The organism is Thiohalophilus sp. (genome assembly GCF_046483665.1).
Taxonomy (GTDB): Bacteria; Pseudomonadota; Gammaproteobacteria; order UBA6429; family Thiohalophilaceae; genus Thiohalophilus.
Genome location: NZ_JAWOCR010000040.1, coordinates 41,183 through 58,375 on the forward strand (window position 1 = coordinate 41,183; position 17,193 = coordinate 58,375).

The 17,193-nt window shown below is 55.8% G+C and carries 14 protein-coding genes; 7 read left to right on the plus strand and 7 right to left on the minus strand.

Annotated elements, in window-relative coordinates:
• The first annotated feature begins 3 nt into the window (after positions 1-3).
• The 5 genes from nikR (at position 4) to atzF (ending at position 7,364) form a co-directional block, all read left to right on the plus strand.
• Complete coding sequence (gene nikR / locus R6U90_RS08820) at positions 4-453, plus strand: nickel-responsive transcriptional regulator NikR (protein ID WP_410352312.1); 450 nt, start codon at positions 4-6, stop codon at positions 451-453.
• A gap of 51 nt (positions 454-504) precedes the next feature.
• On the plus strand, positions 505-1,251 hold the full coding sequence (locus R6U90_RS08825) for an urea amidolyase associated protein UAAP1 (protein ID WP_410352314.1): 747 nt from the start codon (positions 505-507) through the stop codon (positions 1,249-1,251).
• The gene (locus R6U90_RS08830; RefSeq protein ID WP_410352315.1) at positions 1,248-1,886 is read left to right on the plus strand and encodes an urea amidolyase associated protein UAAP2; all 639 of its coding nucleotides are present in this window, start codon (positions 1,248-1,250) and stop codon (positions 1,884-1,886) included. Before R6U90_RS08825 ends, R6U90_RS08830 begins: the two co-directional genes overlap by 4 nt.
• Before the next feature lie 82 nt (positions 1,887-1,968).
• A complete protein-coding gene (gene uca / locus R6U90_RS08835) occupies positions 1,969-5,559 on the plus strand; it encodes an urea carboxylase (RefSeq protein WP_410352316.1) in 3,591 nt (1,196 codons plus the stop codon).
• Positions 5,560-5,561: 2 nt separating this feature from the next.
• The gene (atzF, locus tag R6U90_RS08840) at positions 5,562-7,364 is read left to right on the plus strand and encodes an allophanate hydrolase (RefSeq protein WP_410352317.1); all 1,803 of its coding nucleotides are present in this window, start codon (positions 5,562-5,564) and stop codon (positions 7,362-7,364) included.
• A gap of 279 nt (positions 7,365-7,643) precedes the next feature.
• Here the strand turns inward: atzF and R6U90_RS08845 are convergent, their stop codons facing one another.
• Complete coding sequence (locus tag R6U90_RS08845) at positions 7,644-8,339, minus strand: DUF2057 family protein (protein WP_410352318.1); 696 nt, start codon at positions 8,337-8,339, stop codon at positions 7,644-7,646.
• Positions 8,340-8,578: 239 nt separating this feature from the next.
• Here R6U90_RS08845 and R6U90_RS08850 point away from each other — a divergent pair, with 239 nt between their 5' ends.
• Entirely contained in the window at positions 8,579-10,123 is a 1,545-nt protein-coding gene (locus R6U90_RS08850) for an AmpG family muropeptide MFS transporter (RefSeq protein WP_410352319.1), read from the plus strand.
• A 3-nt stretch (positions 10,124-10,126) separates the two neighbouring features.
• The gene (locus tag R6U90_RS08855) at positions 10,127-10,816 is read left to right on the plus strand and encodes a sulfite exporter TauE/SafE family protein (RefSeq protein ID WP_410352320.1); all 690 of its coding nucleotides are present in this window, start codon (positions 10,127-10,129) and stop codon (positions 10,814-10,816) included.
• 66 nt (positions 10,817-10,882) lie between these two features.
• On the opposite strand, the gene R6U90_RS08860 is transcribed toward R6U90_RS08855, so the two are convergent.
• The 6 genes from R6U90_RS08860 to proC all read right to left on the minus strand — a co-directional run bounded on the left by R6U90_RS08860 (position 10,883) and on the right by proC (position 17,145).
• Positions 10,883-11,326, minus strand: a complete 444-nt coding sequence (locus tag R6U90_RS08860) for a DUF4426 domain-containing protein (protein ID WP_410352321.1) — start codon at positions 11,324-11,326, stop codon at positions 10,883-10,885.
• A gap of 137 nt (positions 11,327-11,463) precedes the next feature.
• Positions 11,464-12,063, minus strand: a complete 600-nt coding sequence (metW, locus tag R6U90_RS08865) for a methionine biosynthesis protein MetW (protein ID WP_410352322.1) — start codon at positions 12,061-12,063, stop codon at positions 11,464-11,466.
• A complete protein-coding gene (locus R6U90_RS08870; RefSeq protein ID WP_410352323.1) occupies positions 12,060-13,208 on the minus strand; it encodes a homoserine O-acetyltransferase in 1,149 nt (382 codons plus the stop codon). The genes metW and R6U90_RS08870 overlap by 4 nt, the downstream gene beginning before the upstream one ends.
• Positions 13,209-13,300: 92 nt before the next feature.
• Complete coding sequence (locus R6U90_RS08875) at positions 13,301-15,247, minus strand: dynamin family protein (RefSeq protein WP_410352324.1); 1,947 nt, start codon at positions 15,245-15,247, stop codon at positions 13,301-13,303.
• 444 nt (positions 15,248-15,691) lie between these two features.
• The gene (locus R6U90_RS08880) at positions 15,692-16,300 is read right to left on the minus strand and encodes a YggT family protein (protein ID WP_410352325.1); all 609 of its coding nucleotides are present in this window, start codon (positions 16,298-16,300) and stop codon (positions 15,692-15,694) included.
• A 2-nt stretch (positions 16,301-16,302) separates the two neighbouring features.
• On the minus strand, positions 16,303-17,145 hold the full coding sequence (gene proC, locus R6U90_RS08885) for a pyrroline-5-carboxylate reductase (RefSeq protein WP_410352326.1): 843 nt from the start codon (positions 17,143-17,145) through the stop codon (positions 16,303-16,305).
• Positions 17,146-17,193: the final 48 nt, after the last annotated feature.

Sequence of the window (17,193 nt, forward strand, 5' to 3'; positions counted from 1 at the left end):
GAAATGAATATCGTTACCAGAAACAAGGTCAGCAGAATCAGTATCTCATTACCGGAGACGCTTCTCGATCAATTCGATAACATGGTTTGCGAGCGGGGTTTCGAAAGTCGCTCTCAGGCCATGGCCGAAATGATAAATAATCAGCTGGCTGACCATCAACAGGAGATGGGCGAGAAAGTCATGGCCGGGACCATCAATCTGGTCTATGACCATTCAGTGCCCGGTCTGCAAAGCCGATTGAATCATCTTCAGCATATTTATATTGATGAAATTATCAGTTCACTGAATATCAACCTTGTGCAGATGCAAACGCTACAGGTTGTGCTTGTTCAGGGGCCCGCGAGAAAGCTCAAGATGATTGCGGATAAAATGATTTCATGCAAGGGTGTTTTATCAGGGCGGTTGTTGATGTCAACGGCAATAATTCCACCTATACATCCTCTGTCGGAATAATAGCAATCTGAAAGTTTCTCGGTTTTTGATAAAAAATATTCGAGGTTTAATATGTCAAGTGAAGCTACCAGTACAGACATACTATACGAGGCCGCTCTGGCGCCTGCCTGTCATTGGTCATTGCGTATGCGTAAAGGTACGTCTCTGCGTTTAATCGATACAGAAGGCGGGGCAAATGTCGGTATGCTGTTTTACAATCCTGAAAACTTGCTGGAAAGATACAACGCTCCGGATACACTGAAGTGCCAGCATACTTTCAAGCTGACCCGGGGTAACTGCCTGTACTCAGATATGGGGCGGATATTCTGTTCCATTGTGGAAGACAGCGTGGGCTGGCACGAATCCGTTTCCGGCAACACCACGCGGGAAATTGTCAGGCGAAAATGGGGCGAACACAGCTATCAGGACTACCTCAATGACTGGAACCAGAACGGTTATAACAGTTTCCTGGTGGAATTGGCCAAGTACGGTCTCGGCAAGAGAGATATGGCATCTAACCTGAACCTGTTCAGCAGGGTAGAAGTGGATGATGAGGGAAACCTTCAATACGGTGCCGATAACAGCAAGGCCGGAGATTATATCGAGTTGCGCTTCGAGATGGATGCACTGGTTCTCATGCACACTTGCCCGCACCCACTCAATCCGGCCGAAGAGTATCCAAGAAAACCTGTGACTTATCAGATCCGTGAAGCTGAACCGGTTCGCGAAGATGACTATTGCAGGAACTACCGACCGGAGAATCAGCGAGGATTCAAAAATACCGAGCTTTATCATCTGGGTCTGGGAGGGGGGTCATGATCAAGGCAAGCGAATTACAACCCGAGGCTGCGGTCTACCGTGAGGTGGTACCGGCCGGCGAGTATTTTATGAAGGAGGTCAAGGCCGGACAGACGTTCCGGATCCTGGATATGCAAGGCAATCAGGCCGCCGATACCCTGTTCTACAGCGCAGCCGACCCCGCGGAGCGTTACAGTGCAATGGACACAGTTCGGGAGCAGGGAAATGTCTACCTGACTGCGGGTAGCAGGCTACTCTCCAATGAAGGCAATGTCATGCTCGAGATCGTGGCGGATACCTGCGGGCGACACGATACCCTTGGAGGCGCCTGTGCGACCGAGAGCAACACGGTCCGTTATGCTCTGGACAAAAAATGCATGCACGCCTGCCGGGACAGCTGGATGCTGGCCGTGGCCGAGCATGAGGAGTTTGGTATGAGTAAGCGAGATATTACTCATAACATAAACTTTTTCATGAATGTGCCCATTACAGCAGATGGTGGATTAACCTTTCAGGACGGTATCTCGGCCCCAGGCAAATATGTAGAGTTGAAAGCGGCGATGGATGTGATCGTTTTAATCTCCAATTGTCCACAGTTAAATAATCCCTGCAACGGCTATAACCCGACGCCGGTTGAAGTCATCATCTGGGATTGAGCCATGACTAGCACTGCCGGGACGACCTGGCAGAATTATGTTTATGGCAGGACGGCCTGCCCCAGGTACGCAGAAACTATCCATGTTTAACAAAGTACTTATTACCAATCGAGGTGCTATTGCCACCCGGATTATACGTACCCTGAAACAGATGGGAGTGCAGTCGGTCGCTGTCTATAACGAAGCGGATGCCGATTCTCTGCATGTCATCCAGGCTGATGAGGCCTGGTCGCTGGGTCAAGGCCGTGCCGCAGAGACCTATCTCGATCAGGACAAGCTGTTCGAAATCATAGAACGCAGCGGAGCGCAAGCCGTGCATCCCGGTTACGGGTTTCTGAGTGAGAATGCGGATTTCGTTGAGCGTTGTGAGCGGGCAGATATTGCCTTTATCGGCCCCACCGCCGGGCAATTACAGTCCTTCGGGCTCAAACATACTGCGCGACAACTGGCACAGGACAGCGGCGTACCGTTACTGCCCGGTAGCGGTCTACTGGAGTCGTTGACACAGGCACTGGAAGTTGCCGATTCGATCGGTTATCCGCTGATGCTCAAGAGTACGGCAGGCGGGGGCGGTATTGGCATGCAACTGTGCAGGACGAGCGAGGAGCTGGCCGGAGCCTACGATTCGGTCCGGCGTTTAGGTGAAAACAATTTTTCCAACAGCGGTGTTTTTCTGGAAAAATTCATTGAGTATGCCCGGCACATCGAGGTACAGATCTTCGGCGACGGTTTTGGCAATGCTGTGGCCATTGGCGAACGGGACTGTTCCAGCCAGCGGCGCAACCAGAAGGTCATTGAAGAGACCCCGGCCCCGAATCTCGATGATACTGTTCGCGCAGCACTGCATGATACTGCAGTACGGCTAATGCAGGCGGTCAATTACCGCAGCGCCGGTACCGTCGAATTTGTTTACGATCAGAAAACCGGGGAGTTTTATTTTCTTGAGGTCAATACCCGCCTGCAGGTCGAGCACGGGGTGACAGAACAGGTGTTCGGTATCGACCTGGTCGAGTGGATGATCAGTCTGGCAGCGGGCGATCCGCCATCGTTAGCGGACAATTTTACGCCCAGAGGCCATGCGATTCAGGCCAGAGTCTATGCCGAGGATCCCAACAAAAATTTCCAGCCTGCCGCAGGCTTGTTAAGCGAAGTCTGTTTCCCGCAGCATGACGGACTGCGTATCGATCACTGGATCGAAAGCGGTATCGATATTTCACCCTATTTCGATCCCATGCTGGCCAAGGTGATCGCCACAGCAAAGAGCCGTGACGTAGCGATCGGCCTGCTGGATCAGGCACTGGCCGAGACCCGTATCTATGGCATCGAAACCAACATACCCTATGTGCGCGAAGTACTGGTCACCGATATTTTCCAACAGGGGAATATCTATACCCGTTATCTGAATGACTTTATTACCCGACCGTTAACGATTGATGTGATAAGTGCGGGTACCATGACCACGATTCAGGACTATCCCGGACGTGTCGGTTACTGGGACGTGGGCGTGCCACCTTCCGGTCCCTTCGACAGTTATTCATTCCGTCTGGCCAACAGCCTGCTCGGTAATGACGAATCGGCCGCCGGGCTGGAGCTGACACTGAATGGCCCAACACTGCGCTTCAACCATGCCTCTCGGATTGTGCTGGCCGGAGCCGAAATGCAGGCCAGCCTGGATGAACAGAGCCTGCCCTTCTGGCAGGTGGTTGAAGTATCAGCCGGACAAACGCTGAAACTGGGCAAGATCGACGGCGCCGGTGCGCGGGCCTATCTGTGTATCGAGGGTGGTATAGACTGTCCCGCCTATCTGGATTCGCGCGCAACCTTTACCCTGGGGCAATTCGGCGGCCATGCCGGACGAGCCCTGCGCTCCGGCGATGTGCTGCATTTCAGCGCCGTAAGCGGGGCGGGCAGTAAGGCACAATTACCCGAATCCCTGCTTCCCGGGATCAGCGATCACTGGCACCTGCGGGTGATCTACGGGCCGCATGGTGCCCCGGATTTCTTTACCGATCAGGACATTGAGACTTTCTTTGCGACCGACTGGGAAGTGCATTACAACTCCAGCCGTACCGGGATTCGCCTGGTCGGCCCCAGGCCGCAGTGGGCGCGCAGCGACGGCGGCGAAGCGGGTATGCATCCGTCCAATATTCATGACAATGCCTATGCCATTGGAACCGTCGACTTCACTGGTGACATGCCGGTTATCCTGGGTCCCGACGGTCCCTCGCTGGGCGGCTTTGTCTGTCCGGCCACGGTGATCGCCGCCGATCTCTGGAAGCTGGGTCAACTCAAGGCCGGCGACAAGATACGCTTTGTGCCGGTCTCTATCCCCGATGCTGTAACTATCGAACGGGCCCAGTGTGACTCGATCGCGGATCTTACGCTGATAGAACAGGAGTACGAACCGCATCTGCCCGCCACCCCGGTTCTCAGGACGATCGATGCCGAAGACCATGGCGTACAGGTCGTCTATCGGCCTTCCGGTGACAAGTATCTGCTGGTGGAATACGGTCCGCAGGTACTGGATATCGAGCTGCGTTTTCGGGTTCATGCCCTGCTGATGTGGTTACAGGACCATTTGCCGCCAGGGGTCCTGGAGATGACGCCGGGGATTCGTTCCCTGCAGATCCATTACGAGAGTCAGATTCTGTTCCTGGGGGAACTGCTGGATTTGCTGGAGCAGGGCGAGAAGGCCTTGCAGAAGATGGGCGAACCGGAAGTGCCGGCGCGTATCGTGCATCTGCCATTGAGCTGGGATGATGAGGCCACGCAACTGGCGATCAAAAAATACATGCAATCGGTGCGCAAGGATGCACCCTGGTGTCCGAGCAATATCGAATTCATTCGCCGCATCAACGGGCTGGAGAGCGTCGAACAGGTCAAGCAAATCGTGTTCGATGCGATTTACCTGGTCATGGGGCTGGGGGATGTTTATCTCGGCGCACCGGTGGCGACCCCGCTGGATCCCCGTCAGCGACTGGTGACGACCAAGTACAACCCGGCACGAACCTGGACAGCGGAAAACTCGGTCGGTATTGGCGGTTCCTATTTATGTGTTTACGGGATGGAAGGTCCTGGCGGCTATCAGTTTGTCGGGCGTACGCTGCAGATGTGGAACCGTTATCGCCATACCCGGGAGTTTACCCAACCATGGCTGCTGCGATTTTTCGATCAGATCCGTTTCTATGAAGTCAGTGCCGCGGAGCTGAAGCAAATCCGGCGCGATTTCCCGCGTGGCCGTTATCCGCTGAAGATTGAGGAGACAACGTTCAATCTCAGGGAATACCAGGCCTTCGTCGATCAACATGCCGAAGGTATCGCCGAATTCACCCGGCAACGTCAGCAGGCTTTTGCCAAAGAGCTGCAGCGCTGGAATGAATCGGGACAGATTAACTTCGAATCCGAACAGGATCTTGCCGGCGACATCGGCGAGGAAGAAGCCCTGCCTGCAAACTGTGTGGCAGTCGAGAGTAATGTGGCCGGCAGTGTCTGGGAGGTTCTGGTCAATCAGGGCGATCGGGTCGAAACCGGTCAGACATTGATGATTCTCGAATCGATGAAAATGGAGATCGAGGTGACGGCCCCGCACGCCGGCACGGTCTACGCCATTATCCGTAGTGAAGGCAACCAGGTGAACGCCGGTCAGCCGCTGCTGGTGTTGCAGGAGGATTGAGCATGGATATGACAATTGCCGGTTTGCAAACCGCCTATCGTGAGAAAAAGCTGACGCCCGAACAGGTCATCGAGCATATCTTGATAGCATGCGATAAACATAGAGAATCGAGCATCTGGATCAACCGCTTGAGCCGGGAACAGATCGCTCCCTATCTGGCAAGCCTGGCAGACAAATCGATCGAAGAGTTGCCGCTATACGGCATCCCATTTGCCATCAAGGACAACATCGATCTGGCCGGCATTCCTACCACGGCAGCGTGTGCCGAATTCAGTTACGTGCCCGGCAGGTCGGCATTTGTGGTTGAACAATTGATCCAGGCCGGAGCCATTCCAATTGGCAAGACCAACATGGACCAGTTCGCCACCGGTCTGGTAGGGACCCGTTCTCCCGAGCCATGGGGTCCCTGCAGCAATGCCTTCGATCCCGACTATATTTCCGGCGGCTCCAGTGCCGGTTCCGCCGTGGCTGTGGCGCTGGGACTGGCGAGCTTTTCTCTTGGCACGGATACCGCCGGTTCCGGTCGGGTCCCGGCAGCGTTCAATAATCTGGTCGGATTGAAACCCTCGCGCGGATTGTTGAGCATGAGCGGGGTGGTGCCGGCCTGCCGCAGTCTGGACTGCGTGAGTATCTTTACACTGACCACGGATGATGCCGATGCGGTATTCGAACAGGCTGCGGCCTATGACGCCGATGATGATTATGCCAGGCCAAATCCGTTTGCCAATAACAACCGCCATTATGGTCTGCCGCAGGGCGAATTCATGTTTGCTGTACCGCAGAGTGAACAACTCGAGTTTTTCGGTGATGAGTCGGCGGCAGAACTGTTTGATCAGGCAGTGGAAAAACTCGAGGCTCTGGGTGGTTGCAAACAGACGATCGATTTTACCCCGTTTCTCAAAGCGGCCCGGTTATTGTATGAAGGACCCTGGGTGGCGGAGCGCTATGCGGCCATCGAGGCGATGATGAACGAACAGCCCGAGGCGTTGTTACCGGTAATCAGGACCATTATCGGCGGGGCTGAAGGCAAGACCGCGGTTGAAGCCTTCAAGGCCCGGTATCGCCTGCAACATTATTACAAACAGAGCATGCCTTTGCTGGAGCAGGTCGATTTTCTGCTTACCCCCACGACCGGAACCATCTATACCATCGATGAAGTGCAGGCCGATCCGATCAAACTCAACAGCAACCTGGGTTACTATACCAATTACATGAATCTGCTCGATTGCAGTGCCGTCGCTGTGCCGGTGGGCCTTCTGGAGAACGGCCTGCCCTGGGGGATGACGCTGGTGGCACCGGCCATGAGGGATCGTAAATTGTTGTCCTATGCCAACCGCTGGCAACAGGCGCTAGAGTTACCCCCGGGGGCAATGCAACAGGCTCCGGCGGCCAACACTACGCCGGTCAATCTGGACGAGACGATCCCGGTTGTGGTCTGCGGGGCTCACCTGCGAGGATTGCCTCTCAACTGGCAATTGACCGAACGTAGCGCGATATTGCAGACACAGACACGAACCGCCGCAGCCTATCGCATGCTTGCCCTGCCGGGCGGACCGCCATACCGCCCCGGTCTGATACGCGACGAAGAGTCGGGTCAGGGTATTGATGTGGAAGTCTGGTCAGTACCCAAAGCCGAATTCGGCGGTTTTGTGGCCGGGATTCCGGCGCCACTGGGCATCGGCAAGGTCGAGCTGGAGGACGGTCGCTGGCTACCCGGCTTTATCTGTGAAGGCTATGCCACCGAAGGGGCCACCGACATCACAGAACATGGAAGTTGGCGGCACTATCTGGCAAGTTGTCAATGAACCTGCCGGGCCAGTCTTCGGCTCTAAAAGACAGGTTCGAAGCGGTCAAGACCAATCACGCGCAGTACGGCATCGAGTGAAATAGTCAAAAAGCTCAACCACCAAGACGCCAAGGCACGAAGAATAATTTATTGATTAATCAAAGTCGCGTTAGTTTCTGATTATGTGGCAGTTCTTATAGGGTGTTGCCGAACTGAACACACAGGTCTCCCGGTTATTTTGAGCCAGTATTACAAAAAATAATCTTTCCTGGTGTCTTTGTGTCTTGGTGGTGAGTCTTTATTCTGTTGAGTTGAAGCTCGGCATGTTCTGTTGCATCCACTTGCGGAAGGCCTCGCGTTCGGCGTCATCCGCCATCAGCCACCAGAACTTGAGTCGTTTGACGGCATCTTCGTTAACGGCCTGGTCGGCGTCGGGTAGCACGCCGCTGGTCAGGTTCTGGTTTCGGGTCGGGACCGGAGCGGGAGCCGGTGTTTCGGGAACCACCGGTTGGGTATTGGTGATGCCCGAGGGGTATTCATCCGATGGGGTTGCGGCGATGCGCTTGCCACTGTCCCGTTCCACCAGCGTGGCCTGAAAATCGCTGGCCATGGTGAAGGCCTCGTCTTCCGACTCCGGCTCGTCGTAGCGCAATTCATACACCTGCCCGGCCTTGAAATGGGCCTGAACCTCGGTGGGACGGGATTTGATCAGCATGCCGGCGTCGGGCGAGCCCCAGTAGAGTTCGTACTTGAAGTGCAGGGTATGCTGGCCGGGGGAGAGGTGCAGTTCGTAAAAGCCTTCTTCCCTGGAGGGAGCGCGGATATCGCGGCCGTCGATAGCGAGTGTGGTAATCGGGCCGGGGACCTTGACCAGCGCAATTTCACTCAAGGGTTTCTCGGGGCCATTATAAAACTTGACCGGCCCGGTTGGCGCACAGGCCGTCAGTAACAGGGAGGCCGCCAGGAGCAAAGATAATCGTGTTCGCCAGTTCATGAAGTTCCTCATCGGTTGTATCCAGACAGTGTGAGGCAACGGCTCACACTCCCGGCATACGCTAGCGTCCAATTCTGACAGAATTACGACACTGCAGATAGCTCGGCCCGACAGTTTTGTCTAACCAGATAGGCCGGATCGGCATCAGAAGCGCATGCGCCGGCGGCGTTCACCGCGCACGAGCTGATCATGCTAGAGTAACCGGGTCTGATTCTGGCCACCACAAGACGGAATACGATTTGTCCCTACCTTTTCTGGCGAGCTGGCGCAAGGCACTTGAGGTGTATCGCCAACCTCAGGCGATTGCGATGCTGTTTCTCGGCTTCTCCGCCGGGTTGCCGCTGTTGCTGATTTTTTCGTCACTTTCGCTATGGTTGCGCGAGGCCGGAGTGGAACGCGGCGCGGTGACCTATTTCAGCTGGGCGGCGCTGGCCTACTCGTTCAAGTTCGTCTGGGCGCCGCTGATCGACAAGTTGCCGCTGCCCGGCCTGTATACGCTGCTGGGTCGGCGACGCAGCTGGTTGCTGGTGGCGCAGCTGATGATTATAAGCTCCATCATTCTGATGGGCATGACCGACCCCGTGGACAGTCTGTCGATGATGGCGTTGGCCACGGTTCTGCTTGGTCTGTCGGCGGCTACCCAGGATATCGTTATCGACGCCTATCGTATCGAGTCGGCCGGTGACAGGCTTCAGGCGGCGCTGGCTGCCATGTATATCGCCGGTTACCGGGTGGGCATGCTTGCCTCCGGTGCCGGAGCGTTGTATCTGGCAACCTGGTTTGGTAGCGATGAGACATACAGTTATCAGGCCTGGCGTCTGACCTATCTGTGCATGGCCATGCTGATGCTGGTGGGTCTTATGACGACGCTGCTGATCCGTGAACCGGTCCCTAACCGGCAACGAGAGGCCTATCTGCATAGCAGTTTCGATTACTTCCGATTTGTGGTGCTTTTTATGGCGGTTACCGGCGTCTTTCTTCTGGCTTTTTTGCAACTCGGGGTCGCGGAAACGGTAAAAATCGCGCTACGCGCGAATCTCGGGTTTAACGGAGTACTGGCGGCATTCATCGGCCAGACTGTCCAGATAGCCGTGGCGCTGCTGTTGGCTGTCGCCACAGCCCGGGGACTGGTACTGGTGCGCGCGGTGAATCGCGAGATGGTTCGCTCGACTTATGTGGAACCGGTCGTCGATTTTTTTCGGCGCTACGCCAAGCTGGCATTGTGGATCCTGTTACTGGTCGGGTTTTACCGCATATCGGATATCGTGCTGGGCGTGATCTCAAACGTGTTTTATTTCGACATGGGATATTCCAAGGAAGAGATCGCCTCAATCAACAAGGTACTGGGTTTGCTTATGGCGCTGCTGGGAGGGTTTGTTGGTGGCTTGCTCACAACTCGTTTCGGTATCATGCGTATGTTGCTGAGCGGCGCAATTCTGGCGGCCGGAACCAACCTGCTGTTTATGTTGCTGGCGACCATGGAGCCGAACGTGCCGATGCTGGCGCTGGTGATCGCGGCCGACAATCTGTGTGCCGGGCTGGCCAGCGCGGCGTTTATCGCCTATCTGTCGAGCCTGACCAGTATCTCTTTTACCGCTGTCCAGTATGCGATCTTCAGTTCGCTGATGACCCTGTTCCCAAAGGTACTGGGTGGTTACTCCGGTGGCATGGTGGAACAGTTGGGATATCCCGGTTTCTTCCTGTTCACTGCCCTGCTAGGGGTGCCAGTGATACTGTTAATTCTATACCTGATGCGGCGTGAAGCCACGCGGGTGGATGGCTAGAGCATGGGCGCGGAACTTTCCCTGGTGGCGGCATTTATCGTGGGACTGATGGGTGGCGTGCACTGCGTCGGGATGTGCGGCGGTATTGTCGGCGCGCTCACTTTCGGCCTGCCACAGCCCCAGTCACGCGGCCGGCTGTTCGGCTTTTTGCTGAGCTACAATCTCGGACGCATTGCCAGTTATACCCTGGGTGGCGCACTGCTGGGCGGACTCAGCGCGCTGGCTGATAATCTGCTGGTGATTCACCAGTATCAGACCATCCTGCAGGTGGTCGCCGGCCTGTTCATGCTGGCAATGGGCCTGTATATCGCAGGCTGGTGGACCGGACTGCGTTATCTTGAAAGCGGTGGACGGGTGGTATGGCGCTATATCGAGCCGCTGGGACGGCGCCTGATGCCGGTAACCCGGCCCGGTCAGGCCCTGCTGCTGGGAATGTTGTGGGGCTGGCTGCCCTGCGGGCTGGTCTACAGCGTCCTGATCTGGTCCATTTCGACCGGCAGTGCCGTGGAGGGAGGACTGCTGATGCTGAGTTTTGGTCTGGGCACGCTGCCTAATCTGCTACTAATGGGCATGTTCGCGGCGAGCCTGCAACGTTTTGTGCGCTATCCGCTGGTCCGCTATCTGGCGGGTGCACTGGTCATGGCGTTTGGGTTGACGAACCTGTACCTTGCCTGGCAGCCGCTACCGGCCTGAGCATTTGTCAGTCTGATGATCACCGCCCTGTGATGAGCCAGGTGGCTAATCGGCGTCCCGTTCGAACTATTCGGTGAAAAACTGTTTTTCGAATTCAAATGTATGACTTTGCTGGCTGCCTTCGGGTTTGACACGGACAGCAAAGTTGAGCGTATCGCGATGGGCGACCGGAAAATCACTGATATAGTATATCGCATCACCTTCCCGGATTTCGTGCATTTCCAGACTCTGCTTGTGGCCGGTTAACATACCACTGGTGACTTTGAGTTCGGCGGGAACCGCTTTGCCATCACCTTGATGGATGACGGTAATAGTGATCATTGCCCGGCTGCGGCTGCGCTGGATGTCATATTCCTTTGCTACACCGGGTTCAAGTATATCGGTACTCAGGGTATTGTAATGGACGACATAGTCACCGAAGTGTTTGGCCTGTTCAGCACTGGCCGTTGCCGGGTGAAAACTGCATGCGAGCAGCAGTGATGTGAGTGACCATTTCAGCAAAGCTCCCATTGTGTACCTCCTTATTGTTGAATCGTTTTTCTGTCTCTAACTATAGACGAGAAAACGGGTTGTCACTGTCTTGATAAGCTATTTTCAGCAGTTACAGATTCAGAACGAGGTAATTGTTACGCAAAGGGCGGCTGATATCAGCGATTTTGTAACCGATAAAGCGCCACTTCGCCCATGAGGTTGGGCAGGAGTCTGGCAGTGATGCTGGGCTCGTGATCCCGGTCGACGACGATTCGCTGGACCACCCGTAGATTCATGTCCTGGCACAACTGTTCAAAATCATGAATGGTGCACATATGAATATTCGGTGTGTTGTACCAGGTATCCGGCAATGAAGGTGTAACCGGCATGCGCCCATAGAACAGCTCCATCCGGCAGCGCCAGTGTCCGAAGTTGGGGAAAGTGATGATGGCCTCGGAACCGATGCGCAGCATCTCGTCGATCAGTTTGTCCGGATAGCGTACCGCCTGCAGGGTTTCGCTCATTACAACATAATCGAAGGAGTCGGATTCGATCTCGGAAAGGCCTGCATCCAGGTCGGTCTGTATAACATTTATATTGTTGGCGATGGCCTTGACAATCTTGTTCTGGGCGATTTCCAGGCCATAACCGGTCGCCTGGCGTTGTTCATGCAAATAACGCAACAGGGTCCCGTCGCCGCAACCGAGATCCAGTACGTGGGAACCAGGACGGATCCAGTCGGCGATCATGCGAAGCTCGGAACGTAAAGGCGTCATTGGTCGTTTCCCTGCTCCACCCGGTTCATATAGGTGCGCAAAGCATCCATATAGTCATCGATAGGCATCAAAAAGGCATCATGACCGTGATGAGCGGTGATCTCCGAATAACTGACGTTCTTACGGCCCTTGACCAGCGCCTTGACGATTTCACGCGAGCGCTCCGGTGCGAAGCGCCAGTCGCCGGTAAAGGAAGCAATAAAAAACTCCGCCTTGCTGTCGGACAGTGCAGTGGCCAGGTCATCGCCATAATCCTTGGCCGGGTCAAAATAATCGAGCACCTTGGTCATTAGCAGGTAGGTATTGGCGTCGAACTTCTCGACAAACGATTTACCCTGATAACGCAGGTAGCTTTCCACCTGAAACTCGACATCGAAACCGAAGTTGATATTCCCCTCGCGCAACTCACGGCCAAACTTGGCGCGCATGGACAGATCGGACAAATAGGTAATATGGCCGAGCATGCGCGCAATCATCAATCCGCGACGCGGAATGGTGTTGTAGTCGTAATATCGTCCTTCATGAAAGTCAGGATCGGACATGATGGCCTGGCGGGCAATTTCGTTAAAGCCGATATTCTGGGCCGACAGCTTGGGCGCGCCGGCAATCACAATACTGTGACGCAGACGATTGGGAAAGTCGATGGCCCATTGCAGGGCCTGCATACCGCCCAGACTGCCGCCGGCCACCGCCGCCCATTGCTGAATACCTAGGTGATCGGCCAGCAGGGCCTGGCTGCGGACCCAGTCGCTGACGGTCACAATCGGAAAATCGGGACCATAGGCCTTGCCGGTTTCCGGATTGATGTTCATGGGACCGGTGGTGCCCTTGCAGCCGCCAAGGTTGTTGGGGGCGACTACGAAGAATCGATTGGTATCGATGGGCTTGCCAGGGCCGATGCAGGTGTCCCACCAGCCCGGTTTGCGATCTTCCATGCTGTGATAACCGGCAGCATGGTGATCGCCGCTCAGGGCATGGCAGATTAGAATGGCATTGTTCTTCTGCGCGTTGAGCTGCCCGTAGGTCTCATACACCATTTCAAAGCCCGGCAGCGAACGACCGCAATCGAGATCGATGCGGGCGTCGTAGACCAGCTTTTGCGGGGTGACCAGGCCGACGGAATCGGCGGGGATTGTCTCGGGCATTGGTTAACTGTCGTCGTGACCTGATTGATCAACAAGACAGCAAGTCTAAGTGACAGGTCACCATCGGTGCAAGCGGCGGAACAGGCCCGCTATCAGGCGACCTGAGCGGTGTCCTGCTCCATAAAGGATTCCAGCGGGCGGTTCAGGGTTTCCATTAGCAGGTTGATGTCCGCCAGCTGGACATTCAGCGACTCGGCGGTTTTTTCCAGTTCCTGAATACGGTTTTGCAGGGTATCACGGGATTCGTTGATCTTGCGCAGGCTTTCCAGCCGTTTTTCCATCTGGTTTTTATGTTCTTTGATGCGCACGACCAGCGGGGCCATGGCATTTTTGCCCCAGGCTTCCACATCCTGATGGGCCTGGAAAAGGATATTCCGGGCGTGACTGACCATGGAAATAAAGAACTTTTTCACCACGAAGGCCTGTTCGGTCACGGTCAGTTTGGCACTGTTACGATACCCTTCTGCCTCGTGATACAGCCGGTCCAGCTCGCGTTTGTATTTGCTCATGCTGATCAGCCGGGGTTTGACGTCGGTCAGACCGTGGTCCTTGTTGAACTGGCGGTAGATAGTCTGCAGCAGCATGTTGATCTGATCCGTCTGCTTGCCAGCCGTGTCCATGGTTTCCTGAATAATATCGAAAAACTCTTTCATCGAACCTTTCAGGGTCATGGTGAACTTGCTGCCGGTCATCTCCTTGCGAGTTTTGGACATCAGTTTGTCCAACCGGGTCAGGCTGAGGGTGTTGAGCAGCTCGGCGTGTTTGTCGTTAAAGGTCTTGCGATTGGCCTGAAAGCTTTCCACACTCTTGTGGTAGGTGGATTGTTCCTCGCGGGTCTTTTTCATCAGATGCATGATGACATCTTCGTTCTTGCCGCTGAGGCTTTTTAGTTCGTTCAGTTGTTTGTTGGTATCGGCCAGGCGCGAGGCAATCAGATCACGGGAGTGCTGCGCCATGCCACCGATTTCCCCGACAATGCTCTCGCGCACCAGTTCTTGTTTGCGCGGCAGGATGTCCCTGGCCAGGATCGATTCCAGGGCCAGGATGTTGCTGCGCTGCAGCAGTTCGTCGTCGGTGCGGATCTTGGCCAGCAGCCCTTTTTGCGCCGAGACCGGAAAGACGTTGATGGCCTCGATCTCCAGCATCTTGGCGGCGCTTTTGCACTGCTGGGCAACGCTGTTATCGATTTCTTCATCGCTTTTGAGTTCGTCCCACAGGGTATCGACCTTGTTCAGCACGATAATACGCCCGTGACGGGCGTCGCCGCCCAGCGGTTTGACGTGATGATTCCACATGTGCATGTCGGACTTGGTAACACCGGTATCGGCGGCCAGAACGAAGACAACTGCCTGGGAGTTGGGCAGCATGTTGATGGTCAATTCCGGCTCATTGCCGATGGCATTGAGCCCCGGTGTGTCCAGAATAGTCAGACCTTCCTTGAGCAGTGGATGCGGGAAACTGATCAGACCATGGCGCCACATGGGGATCTCCACCATGTCGGTTTCGGCATGCACGTCCGGGTCGACCAGGCCCAGTTTTTCGGCTACCGGCGCCGGCACGCGCTTGGTGCGGATGACTTCGCGGAACGCCTCGGCCATTTTTTCCGAGGAGTTGGTGTCCAGCTCGATGGTGGTCCAGTTGATGGGGTTTTTCTTGTGTTCCTGGATGCTCATTTCTTCCAGACGGGTCTCAATGGGCAGCAAGCGAATATAGCTCATGTCAGCGCCCGAGTCGTAGAACAGCTCGGTGGGACACATAGTGGTGCGCCCGGCTTCGGAAGGTAACAGGCGCCGATCGTATTCGGAGAAGAATATGGCATTGATCAGCTCGGTCTTGCCGCGGGCGAATTCGGCCACAAAGGCAATAGTCAGCCGGTCGGACTTGAGCGCCTCAAGCAGCTCGAAGATCCGCAGTTCGGTCTCCGGGTTGCTCATGTTATTGGCGTTCAGCCATTGCTGATATTTGTCGATCGCGGTATTGAGATCGCCGCGCCAGCGCCCGTAGGCCTGCATCTGATCGGTGAAACGGTCTGTCGCCATCTTGAATCCGGTTATCAGGTTGCTGTCAGAAAAAAGTCACTTACTGTGCAATATAGCGAGACACATTTCGCGCTCACAATGGACAAATTGTGACCTGTGCCTCACTTTGTCGCCCCCGCCGGGCAAGCTCGTGTCAGGATTTAACGGCCTGGCGAGGAATAAGTTTAACAACTCCCCGTAACTATAGCGAAATCGGGGAAAATGCCGAATTTTGTCCGGTTTGCGCCGAGAGGGATTGGCATCGGCCAGCGCGGCGGACGGAGGAGGGGTCCGCCCTGATTCGACGGTCATGACCGCCCTGTGGAGTGACTTCGTTCGGCGGCATAGCAAACTGATCGGCCACAAACACCTGCTACTTGCAATTGGCCGGGACCTTACATCCGCGTGGCGATAATGCGGATTTTGAAGGGATCGCCGTGAAGGTGCAGTTTCCTGCGACCGCCGCTATAAAAGCCGGGCACGGCAATAGGTATTGTTGAACAGGCTCAGGCTGCAGATACCGTCTTGCAGGGGGGCGATGATCAACAGCATCACCAGCCACAGGGCCACCAGGGCGATCAGCGGGGTCAGGTCCAGCCCGCCCATTGGTGGCAGCAGGCGACGGAAAGGGCGCAGTACGGGCTCGGTGAGCTGGTGTAACAGAGCGGCCACCGGGTTATAGGTGCCCGGGGCGATCCAGCTGAGCACCGCCATGATAATGATGCCGAAGATAAAGACATTGAGCAGCAGCTTGAGCAGCTCGACCACGGCCAGCGCGATGACGCCGGTGATATCCAGCGGCGGGAATTCGGGAAACAGGCTGATCAATCCGATTTCCACCAGTTTGACAATCAGCAGCAAGACCACGGCGGCGAAGTCGATACCGGCATAGCCGGGGATGAAGCGGCGCAGAGGGCGCAGCGGAGCGGAGGTGGCCTTGACCAGAAACTGGGAGATGGGATTGTGAAAATCGGCCCGTACCCATTGCAGCAGCAGGCGCAGCATCACTACGACAGCATACAGCCCGAAAATCGTCTGGATCAGGAAAACTCCGGCGTTACTGACGTAGTTCATGATTACTGTCCCAGTTCGTCAGCCAGCTCGCGGGCCCGGTCGCGGGCGGCCTGCAAGGCCTGTTCAAAGATAGCTTCCAGCTGGCGATCCTGCAGGGCCAGAATTGCCTGTTCGGTGGTGCCGCCGGGCGAGGTGACATTGCGCCGCAGCTGCGCCGGCTCTTCCTCGATCTCCAGCGCCAGTTTGGCGGTTCCGAAGGCAGTCTGCAGGGTCAGCAGCCGGGCTGTCTCCTCGGGCAGGCCGAGTTTGACGCCGGCCTGTTCCATGGCTTCCATGACCAGGAAAAAATAGGCCGGGCCACTGCCGGAGACGGCAGTTACCGCATCCATCTGCGCCTCCTCTTCGACCCAGAGCGTCAGCCCGACGGCGCGCATAATCGACTCGGCCAGCCCTTTTTGCTCGTCGCTGACCTGCGCGTTGGCAAACAGTCCGGTGGCCCCGGACTGAACCAGCGCGGGAGTGTTGGGCATGGCGCGCACGATCGCCTGCTCGCCTCCCAGCCACTGCTGCAGGGAGTCAGTGCGAATTCCCGCAGCGATGGTCAGATAGAGTTTGTTGGGGTCCGTGCCGGGCTGCAGATCGCGGATAACACTTTTGAGAGACTGCGGCTTGACCGCCAGCACGATCACCTCGCAGGCATCGACCACCGCCTGATTGTCATCATGCACCGTGATGCTGTAATCGTCACGCAGCGCCTGACGACGCGCCTCATCCGGTTCGGAGACGTGTAAACTGGAGGGCGGCAGACTACTCTGGCAGAGTCCACCGATAAGGCTGCGGGTCATATTGCCGCCGCCGATAAAACCGATCATTGCGTTTTTCATGGCATCATACGTTAACCGCATGGGCCCGTTTGCTCAAGGTTTTGCTGATACCGGTTTTGCTACTGCGCG